Below are 12,566 nucleotides of genomic sequence, written 5' to 3' on the forward strand. Positions count from 1 at the left end.
CGTTAGTCGTCCGTCCCGACGGCCATCGCGCGCTCGACGATGCCCTCGCCGTACATCTCTTCGAGGGCGTCGTGTTGGTCCGGGCGGTGCTCGTACACGTCTTGGAACAGGGCGACGGGCGTCATCGCGGCCTGATAGGTCGCCTCGTCCCACATCCGGTCTTTGGCGATATCGACCTCGATGTCGTCGATGACCAGCGTCGTCGCCTGCGTCATCGCAATCGCGCCCTTGCCGGCCTCCTTGGCCGCCTCGAACTCCTCCATGGAGTCGACGATGTCGTCCATGCTCGGGACGTAGGTGGTCAGGTCGAGGAGTTCCTCGTGGAGTTCCTCGCCGTCGAGTTCCTGTTCTTCGCCGTCGACGCGGAGCACGTAGCTGTCGTCGCCGACCTGTTCGAGCGAGAGTTCGTCGCCGTCGTACACCTGACGGCCGTCCTCGTCGTCGAGTTCGATTTCGTCGTCGTCGAGTTCGAGGAGCCAACTGCCGGTCTTCGGCGGCAGCGGCGCCTCGTTGGCGGTGACGACCTGTCCGGGCGTGAGCGCCCAGATGCCCGTCATCCCCATGGCGCGGTTCTCGACCATGCGCTCGCGGTAGCCCTCCACGTCGCGGATGTCGTCGTAGGGGCCGTCAACGGCGATACAGCCGGCGGCGCTGGCCCCACGGGAGGTGTTGTGCCGCAGTTCGGCCCACGCCGGGAGTTCGCCCGTCGGCGTCATGGCGCGCATGTCCTTCGTGTAGTCGACCTGGCCGTCGACGAGGAGGAACAGTCGTTCGAGGTTGTTGGAGGGCTTGCCCTTCTCCGCGCGGAGGTCGCTCATCGCGAGTTCGGCCTCGCCGCTCTCGATGATGACCGACATCGAGAGGCTCCCCTCGTCGAGGCCGTGTTCGTTCTCGACGATGGTGAAGAACTCGTCGGCCTTCTTCCAGTCGTCGAGGTCACCGACCTCGGGGATGACGAAGCCGTCGATGTGCTCGACCGCGCCGTTTTCGGGGTCGGTGATTTCGAGCATCTGCTTGAAGCCCTCGTAGCGGGTCGAGGGGTCGTCGCGGTGCCACACGACGCGGGGATGAATCTCGCCGGGGAACTCCGCGCCGTGCTCGGAGACGACCTCGACGAGGTTCTGGACGCCTTCGTCGCGCATCGACGGTGCCGTAGCGTCCTCGTTGTCCGGAATCCATGTGTCGGGGGCCTGCATCCCCCGAAGTTGGGCCGCGCTCTGCAACATCTTCGCCGAGTTCTCGCCGCCGACCGCCGTCGGCGAGGTGAAGAACGTCCGTACGAACTCTCGTTCGTAGTTTCTGTCGCTACTCATATCGACGGTCGAAACGTCTCTCCCGAAACATATTAAACATTTAGACTCGCCCAACTTGGAGTCGCACTCGGGCGGTTCGACGTGATTTCGTTCCGGAACTCACCGACGAGTACGACCGACGATACACCCCCACCGTTCGGTCACCGCACCGCCTTATCCTCACCAACTTACATTATGTAAATGCGTATGATGTCATATGTTCACATTATACAGATATGTGGGGTTGAGTGAAAATTGATTACAAGCATATGTCTGTAATTCCTTGCGGTGCTTCGCCGTGAGGTAGACCATCGTTCGGATTATGTAAATACTCGGTGTCGCTCAGTCCGAGCGCAACGTCTCGATACCGGCCGACGACGGACCGGTCCGTAGCTTGACGTGGCTTCACCGAGTTGTCCGTTCGTGTCAACTCTCGATATTACTAAGAGAACTATTAGGTAGTCGGATGCGGGAGGCTCGGCTTGCGAACGACGGCCGTTGTCGAACGTACCTCATCGACCGCCGAACTGAGTAGTACACCCATTACAGAGCACAAACAGCCGTTTGGCGCACGAATGAGAGATTCGGAGACGAGATGGAGCGTTCCGAACACGTCGTTCGATTCAAACGCGTCCTCGTCAGTCGTGAATATACAGCTAGAGAAGATACACCGCCGGTATCGACATTCAGATTCAGCGAATGGGCCCGAACGTTCGTCGATACGGTATCGACTCGTGAATGTAGTTGTGATAGATATTAGATACGGGTATTCGAATGAATTATTTAATATCTAACTGTTCGAAACGCCGAAGCCCCGGGCGTTCGCGCTCCGGTCGAATCGGCGTTCGTCGCGGTGGTTGGTTGACTCTTACCAGTCGTACTCGCGGTGAACTCGGCGGGCTTCCTCGTTCAGCACCGGGCCGACTACCTCGGTGACGCCGTCGAGAATCGCCGCCGACCGGACGCCGGGACCCGAACCCGTGAACTCTCCGATTTCGTCGCCGCCGACGCCGAACACGACGCGCGCAAAGCCGGCGGTCGCCATCCCGCCGGCGCACATGGGACAGGGCTCCGTGCTGGTGTACATCACCGTCTCCGCCCGCTCGTCGGGGTCGTACTCTCGGCACGCCCGATAGGCGAGGTGTAACTCGGGGTGCCGACGAATGTCGGACTCCGTTACGATTCGGTTCGAGTCGCGCATGATGACCTCGTCGCCGCGGACGAGTACGGACCCGAACGGTTCGTCGCCGCGAGCGGCGGCCTCCCGTGCGAGTTCGAAACTCTCGCGCATGTGTCTCTCGTGGTCGAAGTCGTCGAAGTGCGTCGTCACGGTCGCCTGTGCTCACTCCCGAGACCGAGTTAAATCGAACGGCGAGTGGTAATCCGGGTTTGCTGAGTTATTTGAATTATCTTGATTTCGTGGGTTCTTTTGATATGCTGAGTTAGTAGGATTCTCCGGAAAATCGAACGCCACTGGATTACTCAACGATGTGCAGTTCCGGAGACATTCGAGTAATTCTGATAATTTAAATAAGTCACAGTATCTGAATGTGGAACAGTATCTCGACTGTGGGCCAGAGAGGTAACCGACGATAGCGAAATAATCTGAATAACGAGACGTATAAAGATAAGCCGAAGTAGACAGGGTATGCACCTCTTCTCAGCTGGGTGGATACCGCGACTGCGACGAACAAGCCACAGAATTGCAGTTAATTGAACTTCTCAACGAATCTAGATAATTCGGATTATCTATAATATTCTTGTTACGCACGTTTAGACAGTTGACTCCGTCGCGCCCGAATCCGCGGCCACGGTGATACACTCCGAGACTGTGAGCAGTGTAGATAATGTAAAGTATGTGGCTTAGGTAGAATATGTAAATAATGTAAAGTTGGTGGATAATGGACTGCTGTCGAATTATGTATCGACTCGATAGGGGCACCGTATCGACAGTACCGACATTACCGAAGTACTCCAGACAATCCACATTATTCACAAATCGAGGTAGTTCGGGAAATCTAAATTATTCGGATTACTCATATAGGGTAGATGTGGTCGGTCGAATACGCTCAGTGGGGAGGGTTGAGACTGGCACCGTGTCGCGCTGGACTGGACGGCGGCGCGGTGACGACAAACGCGAGAAAGGAGTCGGCCCAACTTCGACAGCAGTTTGCGACCGGTCCACCGGCCAACTCCCGGGAGGGGACGGCCATTCGACGCGACAGCACGACGTAACACGACCGACCGAACGCCCGTCACCGCGGACGCGAACGTCGAAAACCGACGCGAGAGTTGTTAGTAACCCCATCTGACAATTTAGATATTCGCTAGCTGGACAACCCGGATTGGAGATGGGTGATATCACAGTTATAATCATTACATCTGCGGTCGAAATATGCGTGTGACCCGATATTGTCGTGCGATATTCAGTTATTAGGTCTGCCTAAACTTCGAAACGGTTATCTGTCTTTAGGCAGGCCTAAATAATATGGTTCGAAGACGACAGATACTCGCAGGAAGTGCAGGACTCTTCGCATCGGCTCTCGCTGGCTGTACCGCGGGCGGGAGCGCGGATTCCGAGTCGACGGCCGCCGCGGAATCCGAAACCGAGGCCGCCACCGAGTCGACGACGACCGAACAGACGACCGAGAACGCCGGGCAGTACACCGTCGAGATAGAACCGAACGACCCGTACACGTTCGAAGCAGTGCCGGAGACGTACGGCGTCGTCTCCGGGCCCTTCCTCGATATGGGGATGGCGCTCGGTATCCACCCGAGTGCGACCACCGGCCTCGAACGCGCCCCGCTCAAGTTCTACGACCTCCTCGGGCTCGAATTCGACGAGAGTCGAATCACCAAGCTCGCGAGCGGCGCGGAATCCGGCTTCGACAAGGAGAACTTCTACGCCGCCGACGCCGGCGTGTGGCTCATCGCCCGCGCCACGCTCGGCCGGTACGTCAGTTGGGATGCGTCGGACTACGAGGAGGTCGAATCCCAGACCGGGCCCTTCCTCGGCACGACTCTCCGGTTCGCCCCGACGGCCGCCGTCAGCAACGAGCCGAATCCGTACACGCTCTACGAGGCGTTCGAGAAGGTCGCAACGGTGTTCCAGCGCCAACAGCAGTTCCAGGCGTGGCAGTCGTTCCACGACGACCTCATGAGCACTATCGAAGCCGGTCTCCCGCCGGAGGACGAACGCCCCACCGTCGCCGCCATCTGGCGCGGCGTCAGCCCCGACTCCGGCCAGTTCCGCGTCGCGCCCCTCCACCGCCTCGGCAACAACACCAAGTCGTACTTCCGGGTCGGCATGAAAGACGCCTTCGAGGGACGCTACCCCGAGGGACCCATCGGCTACGAGGAACTCATCAACGTCGACCCCGACTACATCGGCGCGGTGGGCGCGCTCACCTCCTCGACCCACGAGGAGTTCGTCGATACCGTCGTCGAGCCGTTCGAGAACAACGAGAGCGGACAGCGGCTCACGGCCGTTCAGGAGGGTAACCTCATCCGGAGCGCCGGGCAGTACATGGGCCCAATCGTCGATATGTTCTCGACGGAAGCCGTCGCCAAGATGGTGTATCCCGACCAGTTCGGTGAGTGGCCGGGTGCGGTCGGAGACGTGCCCGAAGACGAACAGCTGTTCGACCGCGAGCGCCTCGTCGACATCGTCAACGGGAACTTCTGACGCCCGATGAGCAAGGTCACAGACGCGGTCGGTGCGGTTCGCGCGGAGTGGCGCGACCGGTACGCCGACTCGATGCTCGCCCTCGTCATCGTCGGCAGCCTCGCGGTCCTCCTCGGGGCGACGCTCTTACAGGTGAGCTTCGGCGCGTACCCCCTCACCCTCTCCGAAGCGTGGGGTGCTGTCTTCGACTCGGCGGTCGTGTTCGACGCCGACGTGTGGCGGGCGTTCCTGCTCGGCGGCGACATCCCCGAATGGTTCACCCAGCGCCAGTTCGTCGTCTGGAACATTCGCCTGCCGCGGGTTCTCGTCGGCGTCCTCGTCGGTGCCAACCTCGCGGTCTCGGGCGCAATCTTCCAGGTCGTCACCCGAAACGAACTGGCGAGTCCGTACGTCCTCGGCATCAGCGACGGCGCGGGGCTCGTCGTGCTCGTCACCCTGACGTTCCTGTCGGGACTGCTCCCGCTCATGCCGGTGCTCGCCGCCGTCGGAGGCGCAATCGCGTTCCTCCTCGTCTACCTCATCGCGTGGAAAAACGGCACTTCGCCGGTCAGACTCGTCCTTGCGGGCGTCGTCGTCGGGACGGTCTTCGGCTCCGTCCAGCGCGCGATGTTCTTTTTCATCAACGACCTCGGCGTCGTGATGTCCGCGCAGGCGTGGCTGTCCGGGTCGCTGCTCGGAACCGACTGGGCGCAGGTGCGTATCGCGCTCCCGTTCACTATCGTCGCGCTCGGACTCGCGCTCGCGGTCACCAAGGAACTCGACGTGCTCCTCCTCGGCGAGGAGACCGCGCAGTCCCTCGGGATGCCCGTCGAGAAGGTCCGCTTCGCCGTCGCCGGTATCGCCATCCTCTCGACGGCGGCGGCGATAGCCGTCGCGGGACTGGTCGGCTTCGTCGGCCTCATCGTCCCGCACATGGTTCGGAATCTCGTCGGCAGCGACTCGAAGCGGCTCCTTATCGGCTGCGCGTTCCTCGGGCCGGCGCTCCTCGTCGGTGCCGACGTGGGCGCTCGGCTCGCGCTGAGCCCGATTCAGCTCCCGGTCGGCATCATCACCGGCCTCGTCGGGGGGCCGTACTTCCTCTACCTCATGCGGAAAAAAGAGGACATCGGGTCGGTCTGAGGCCGTCGGCCCGCGTTCTCGGGCGGCGAGGCCGATACAGTCGCGTCAGTGCTCCGGCGTGGGGAGCCTGACTTCGACCGTCGACCCACCGCCGGCGCGGTCGACGATAGAGACCTCGCCGTCGAACTGCGTGACGAACCAGGAGACGGTCCACAGTCCCATCCCGCTTCCGTGCGACAGCGGCGTTTCCTCCCCGCGTTCCAAGATTTCGCGTTCCGTCTGCGGGATTCCCGGTCCGTTGTCTTCGACCGTGATTTCGACTCGCTCGCCCGAGATGCGGCGCGACGCGACGGTGACCACGGGGTCATCCTCGTCGTTGTGTACGATGGCGTTCTGCACGAGTTCGTCGAGCGCGAGGGAGAGCGAGTGCGCGCTCGCGAGCACGGTCTGCTCGCCTAGCCGGAGTCGAATCGTCGCATCGGGATATCGCCGCTCGTACGTCCGCTTGATATCCGACAACACGTCGTCGACGCGAACCGGCTCCTTGTCAGTGGATTCCTCCACGACGTTCTCGAACCGCCGGGCCTTCTCGCCGGTCGACATGAGGTCGTCGGCGTTCTCGATGATTCGGTCCGTCTTCGAGACCATCGCCTCGACCGAAAACTGACTCGCCGCGGTGACTATCTCGTCGAGCGCTCGAAGTTCAGCATCGATACCGCTGGTCGTCTCGCTGAGGTTCGTCACCGTCTCGGCCAACCGGTCGTAGTCGCCCTTCTCCGTCGGGAGGTCGACCGCGTCGAGGTCCCGGCGCAACTCTCGCGCGTACCCGCTGACGATATTAAGATTGTTCCGCAGGTTGTGCCGAAGCACCCGATTCAGCACCATGAGTCGCTCTTCGCGCTCTTTTCGGTTCGAGATGTCGCGCACCGCGCCGCGGACGCTCATGCCGTCATCCGCTGCCTCGCCCCGGATTTGAACCCACCGCGTTCGACCCGAAGCCGTAATCACCCGCATCTCGATGTCGAACGACTCGCCGTCGGTCCGCGCGCTCTCGATAGCCTCATTGATAATCGTCCGGTCGTCCTCGTGAAAGAACTGTCTGAGCTCTTCGAGCGTCAGTTCCGTGTCGGGCGGGAGATCCACCAGTCGTTTCGTCCCGTCGGTCAGCTGTAAGTCGTTGGTCCCGTAATCGACTTCCCACCCTCCGATATCGGCCAGTTGTTCGGTGCGTTCGAGCCGGTCTCGATTCCGTTCTAGCTCTTGTCGGTACTCGTAGGTCTCGGTGATGTCCCGAACGATTTTCGTGAACCCGCGGAGCTCCCCGCGGTCGTTGGTCAACGCACGAACCGTGACGTGCGCGAGAATCCGCGACCCGTCTTTCCGGACGCGCCACCCTTTTTCCTCGTAGCTCCCCTCCGCTTCGGCGACTGCGAGCACCGTCTCGGGCGACGTGCCGTCGCCGCCGTCGGGGTAAAACACCGACAGATGGCGGCCGAGAATCTCGTCGCGCTCGTAGCCTTTGATTCGTCTCGCGCCCTCGTTCCACGTTGCGACGTATCCGTCCGCATCGAGGAGAAATATCGCGTATTCAGTCACCTCCTGAAAGAACTCTCGTAGGATGAGATCGGATTCGATGTGTTCGAACAGCTCTCTCCGCTCGCTTGACATTATTGGTTGAGTACCATCCGCACGCGCATAAACTCCCCGGAGGTTCGAGGCGTGTACGGTCGGAAGCGCCGTCGACCGGCCGTCGAGTCACCCGTCAGCGAGTCGAGCAACGAGCGTCGTCTCGGCGACGAACGCTAGAGACCCCGAAATCGCGAGCGACCCGACGATGGGAACGGCGGACACGACGACCGACGAGACGACGAACGCCGAGACGCGTCGAGACGGGCGCGAGCGTCGCCACTCCGGTCACGAGCGCCAACCCCGCCGACGAGGTGGCCGAGCGGGGCGGCGAACTGAATCGAGACCACCCAGTCGGGCGGGAACCGGGCTCCCGCCGTCGCGCGGTAGTAGTTCCGACGGAACCGGCCCAGCGTGTCGAGGACGAACGTCTGCACCAGACCCCACTGGAGGGCGCAGACCAACGCCCGCGTTCGTGTCGCAGGCGTCGTGGAGGGCGGCATATCCCACCCGTCTCGCGCCTTGCGCGTGTAGCTATCGGTCCGGTGGGCGCTCGGCCCGGCGTCCAGAAGTATTTAGCCGTCGGCACTCCGACACGCAGTCGAACTTCCGCCAGAGTGCTTCCAGTATGACTCGCCCCCCACTCCGACTCAACCGACGCACGCTCGCCGCGTTCGTGCTCGTCGCCGTCGCGCTCTCCGCGGTCCTCTGGACGACGGGGGGCGCGATAGGCGACGCGAGCCCCGCAGTCGACGCGAACGTGACCGAGCGCTACCGCGGCATCGACGCGCTCACCGGAACACAGACCGTCGAGGTCCGAGCCGACGACACGGTTACGTCTCGGACCGTCGCCGACGTGACGCTCGTCCCGGAGACGGAACGGAAGCGCGTGAACTTCCGGAACGCCGCGAATCGACGGTACGACCGGCAGGTCTCGAACGGATCGACGCTCTGGCTTCACGAGACAGACAGGGATGCGGTGACCGTCATCGAACTGACGGGGCCGCCGACCGAGTCGCGGACGGCCGAACGGCTCCAACTGCTCGTCGCGGCCGCGGGGCTGACCGACGACGCCGGTCGTCCGCAGTCCGTCGGCGTGTCACCGCTTCCCGTCGTACCGCGGCACGCCGGTGTCGCCCCCGGAGCCGACGCGAACCGTAGCTACGCAGTCGAGTTCGTCGAGACCGATACCGTCGGCGGGCGCGAGGCGTACGTCCTCGACATCGTACCCGAGACGAACCGGAGCGAGGCGGGCTACCGCCAGCGGTTGTGGCTCGACACCGAGCGGTTCTACCCGCTTCGCAAGCAGACGGCGTGGACGGCCGACGGGACTCGGCGGTCGGTGACGACGACGTACACGAACGTGACGTTCGACGCGGCGGTGTCGGCCGACACGTTCCGCCCGGACATCGACGCCGGCACGACCGTCGAGCGTCAGGAGACGCCGAACACGTCGTGGTTCCGGAGCAGGGCCGACTTGGTGGCGCGGAGTTCGATTTCGGTTCCCGAGCCGACGGTTCCGTCCGCGTACGAACTGGTCTACGCCACGCGAACCACCGGCCGCATCAACGGGGTCGGACTCCGCTACGCCGCCAGCGACGGCCGCGAACTCACGGTCGCGAAGTTCAACTACACCCTCGACATCGACGCCGACGAGCGCGACGCGACGGTCAGCGGCCGGCCGGCGACTATCGACTACGGACCGACTACTTCGGTGTCGTGGAACTGCGACGGCTACGGCTATACCGTCCGCGGGACCGGTGTCGAGACGGAGCGTCTCGTCGAAATCGGAGCCTCTGTGGGCTGTCGCGCCTGAGAATGGGCGAGTTTCTGGGTCAGAAACTGGCCCCCGTTTTATATGGGCTAACGGCGCGTCGGTCGAACTGCGATGGGCCCCGCCGAACTGACGCCGGACTGCCCTCCCGAGCAGTACCGGACTGTGCCCTCTGACAGCACCCCGGCACCCATCGCGGTCATCGCTGACGCAGCAGCCCCTCCACAGCATCGCCGTACTACCCCGCAGTACCGACGCACTAACCCGTACCATCGTGCTCTCTCGACAGCCCCGCCGTGCTCCAGCCCCGATTCGGACTCCAACTCGGTCGCCGCGACCAACAGGGGTGGAAACCCGTGGGCCTATTAACCCGACGAGCAGTCATTCGACCACCGTGAGTGAGGATCCGGCGCTGGGCGATATTCTCGACCTCCTCAGCGACGAGTACGCCCGAGACATCCTCGCAGCGACGAGTACCAAACCAATGTCCGCACAAGAGCTTGCCGACGAGTGTGAGATGTCCAAACCGACGGTCTACCGCCGGGTGGAACGATTACAAGCGTACGGACTCCTCGACGAGCAGACCGAGATTCGAACCAGTAACAACCATTACAGCGTCTACACCGCCACGCTCTCCGAGTTCTCCGTGGCGCTAGACGACGGGTCGTTCGAGTCGTCCCTGACGCGCACCGACGACGAGTCGTTCCCCGGCGAGGGGGAACCCGACACCGCCGACCGCTTCAAACGGATGTGGGAGGACCTCTGAGATGGCGACGCTGTCGGCCGTCCTCGACTGGCTTATCGTCTCGCTCGCCCTCGGGTCGACGCTCGTCGGGAGCTACGTCGGCTATCAGGCCTATCGCGGCTACCGCCGCCACGACAGCCGGACGATGCGGGCGCTGTCCGCGGGCCTGTTCTTCCTCACGGCCGTCGCGTTCGGCGTCGCCTTCGTCGGCTCGGTGCTCCTGCGTCAGGGCTACATCGGCCTCCAGTACCAACAGCCGCTCACGCTCGTCACGCGGCTGTTCCAGTTCTGCGGCGTGGTGCTCATCGCCTACTCGTTACATTCGCGAGGGTAGTCCGTCCGCGGGCCGTCGCGGGCGACCGTCGTCGTGACGCTACTCGTTCACTCACGCGCTTTCTGCTGCTCATCTTTTCGCTCGTCACAAACCGCTCTGGTCGTCTCGCCTCACGAGTGCGCGAGCGTCCAGAACCCCTTGGGCACGGCGGCGAAAACCGGGAACAGGAACAACGCGAGGAGCCAACTCGTGGACGGACCGAGCGGGGTAGTCACCACGGTGACGACGCCGGCCGCGGTGAGAACGACCGAAGCGACGGCGGCCCCGACGAAGCGCCGGTCGAGCGGCGCGAGGGCCACCGATTCGACCGGCAGATCGAACGCCTCGACGACTCTCTCGGCGTCCGCGACCGGCCCGAACGAGCGTTCCGTCTCGTCGTCGCCCCAGCCGACCGTCGCCGCGATGGTTCGCGTTCCGAGATAGCGGTCGGTGGGACGGGTCGCCACGACCTCGGCGTCGCGGAGGTCACCGACCGCCGCCGCCCACTGCGGTTCGCCGGTCAAGCGGTCGTGAGCGACGAGTCGGCCGCCGAACCGGCGGTAGGTCAGCCACCCGCTCGCGAGCGTGTCCTCGACCACGTCGCCGGCGAGCATGAACGCGAGGAGGGCGAGCCCGAAAAGGCCGAATCCGACCCAGACCGCGAGCGAGGCTTCCTCGGCGACGAAGGCGGTCCCGCCAATCCAGACCATCGCGGCCATGGTGACGTAGAACGGGCCCGTCGTCGTGACTGCGCGCCAGACCGCGGCCGTGACGACCGCACGGCGGTCCACGTTGATTTCGACCGCGGGTCGGCCGTCGGGAACGTCGAGCGAGTCGCGGGTCGCCTCGCTGTCGGGGCCGGCGAGCCAGCCAGTCAGTCGACCGCCGCCGCCCCGGTCCGCGCGGAAGCCGGACCACTCGAAGAGGAGTTTCACGAGCACGAACGCCGCGAGGGCGACCGTCGCGCCGCCGAGGACGACGACGAACAGGAAGCACGCGAGGAACATCGCTTGCCGGGCGGGGATTTCGACGAGGGCGTACGGCGAGCGCCCCGCGTATCGGTCGCCGCGGAGGAACGCGGCCGCCGTCTCACCGACCTGCCCGACGACGAGCGCGGCGACGCTGACGACCGCCTCCGGGCGGGCGAGCACGTCGAACACCGAGATGACCTCCGAGAGCGGCGCGAGGAGGAAGACGCCGACCCACGCGCCGCCGCCGACGACGGCCGTCGCGAAGGGGACGTTGCGGGGATACACCGGCGGGAGTCGGTCGTGAATAGTGACGCTCCCGCGCTTATCCACGAGGTCGCTTTCGGACCGGCTGAGCACGCCGCCCTCGCGGGACGAGCTCGGCGGTCGGCCGGCGAACAGCGCTTTCACACCCGAAAGCGGGAACAACAACAGCAGTTCGAGCGCGTAGACCGCGAGGAGGGTTTCGGGGTCCCAGCCGAACCACAGCACGCCGACGAGGGGGAGAAGGTTCGCGGAGAGCACCGGGAGAAATCCGATGCCGGCGGGGAGAGACGACAGTGAGGCGTCACCGTACCGTGGAGGGGCCATCGGATGCGTCGTTTTACGCATCCGGTCATATAGCTGATGAAACTCACTGTCGAACCGCCTCAGCGGCGCGCGACTACTCGGGGAGCGATTCGTAGTCCGCGACCGTGAGCGCCTGGCCGAAGAGCATCAGCCCGATTCCGACGAGGCCGGCGGGGACCGAGACGGCGAGCAGCAGCGAGAAACTCAACGCGCCGATGCCGCCCCCGAGCGCTCCCCGCTTTCGGTCGCTCCAGCGTTGGTCACCGAACCGAAAGAGTCGCTTCCACCCGTCGCGGTGGCGGAGGACGAGCACGGTGGTCGCCGCGTACAACGGGGCGATTGCCACGGGAAGGAACCCCGGCGCGTCGGCGGCCGAGACGGCCACACCGGCGACGACGAGGCCGACAATGAGCGAGACGAGGTATCGAAGCGAGGAACGCACGCGTTCTGGATAGTTCGCTGACAGTATCAACGCTTGGTTTCCAGTCGCGGAAGCGCGGTTCCGACCGCCCGACGCGAGTCAGACCACCAAAC

At 63.7% G+C, this 12,566-nt stretch carries 10 protein-coding genes; 5 read left to right on the forward strand and 5 right to left on the reverse strand.

Annotation, left to right across the window (positions count from 1 at the left end; translation table 11 throughout):
* Positions 1–2: 2 nt before the first annotated feature.
* A complete protein-coding gene (gene aceB / locus ACSR87_RS16570) occupies positions 3–1,313 on the reverse strand; it encodes a malate synthase AceB (protein ID WP_498531321.1) in 1,311 nt (436 codons plus the stop codon).
* 847 nt (positions 1,314–2,160) lie between these two features.
* A complete protein-coding gene (locus tag ACSR87_RS16575; RefSeq protein WP_498531322.1) occupies positions 2,161–2,622 on the reverse strand; it encodes a nucleoside deaminase in 462 nt (153 codons plus the stop codon).
* 1,158 nt (positions 2,623–3,780) lie between these two features.
* On the opposite strand from ACSR87_RS16575, the gene ACSR87_RS16580 reads away from it, so the two are divergent.
* Together ACSR87_RS16580 and ACSR87_RS16585 are read left to right on the forward strand one after the other, a co-directional pair.
* Entirely contained in the window at positions 3,781–4,977 is a 1,197-nt protein-coding gene (locus tag ACSR87_RS16580) for an ABC transporter substrate-binding protein (protein WP_498531323.1), read from the forward strand.
* Positions 4,978–4,983: 6 nt separating this feature from the next.
* A complete protein-coding gene (locus tag ACSR87_RS16585; RefSeq protein ID WP_498531324.1) occupies positions 4,984–6,096 on the forward strand; it encodes a FecCD family ABC transporter permease in 1,113 nt (370 codons plus the stop codon).
* A 45-nt stretch (positions 6,097–6,141) separates the two neighbouring features.
* Here the strand turns inward: ACSR87_RS16585 and ACSR87_RS16590 are convergent, their stop codons facing one another.
* Positions 6,142–7,704 carry a PAS domain-containing sensor histidine kinase gene (locus ACSR87_RS16590; protein ID WP_498531325.1) on the reverse strand — a complete coding sequence of 521 codons (1,563 nt, stop codon included), beginning with the start codon at positions 7,702–7,704 and terminating at the stop codon, positions 6,142–6,144.
* Positions 7,705–8,290: 586 nt separating this feature from the next.
* Here ACSR87_RS16590 and ACSR87_RS16595 point away from each other — a divergent pair.
* From ACSR87_RS16595 to ACSR87_RS16605, 3 genes are all read left to right on the forward strand, one after another.
* On the forward strand, positions 8,291–9,478 hold the full coding sequence (locus ACSR87_RS16595; protein ID WP_498531326.1) for a LolA family protein: 1,188 nt from the start codon (positions 8,291–8,293) through the stop codon (positions 9,476–9,478).
* A gap of 352 nt (positions 9,479–9,830) precedes the next feature.
* The gene (locus tag ACSR87_RS16600; RefSeq protein ID WP_008572748.1) at positions 9,831–10,202 is read left to right on the forward strand and encodes an ArsR/SmtB family transcription factor; all 372 of its coding nucleotides are present in this window, start codon (positions 9,831–9,833) and stop codon (positions 10,200–10,202) included.
* A gap of 1 nt (position 10,203) precedes the next feature.
* Entirely contained in the window at positions 10,204–10,515 is a 312-nt protein-coding gene (locus ACSR87_RS16605; RefSeq protein ID WP_008572747.1) for a DUF7521 family protein, read from the forward strand.
* A 110-nt stretch (positions 10,516–10,625) separates the two neighbouring features.
* On the opposite strand, the gene ACSR87_RS16610 is transcribed toward ACSR87_RS16605, so the two are convergent.
* Both ACSR87_RS16610 and ACSR87_RS16615 read right to left on the reverse strand, forming a co-directional pair.
* Entirely contained in the window at positions 10,626–12,053 is a 1,428-nt protein-coding gene (locus ACSR87_RS16610) for a DUF6498-containing protein (protein ID WP_498531327.1), read from the reverse strand.
* A gap of 73 nt (positions 12,054–12,126) precedes the next feature.
* Positions 12,127–12,474, reverse strand: a complete 348-nt coding sequence (locus ACSR87_RS16615; protein WP_498531328.1) for a DUF8153 family protein — start codon at positions 12,472–12,474, stop codon at positions 12,127–12,129.
* Positions 12,475–12,566: the final 92 nt, after the last annotated feature.

It is taken from the genome of Haloferax sp. SDI50, from assembly GCF_059802635.1.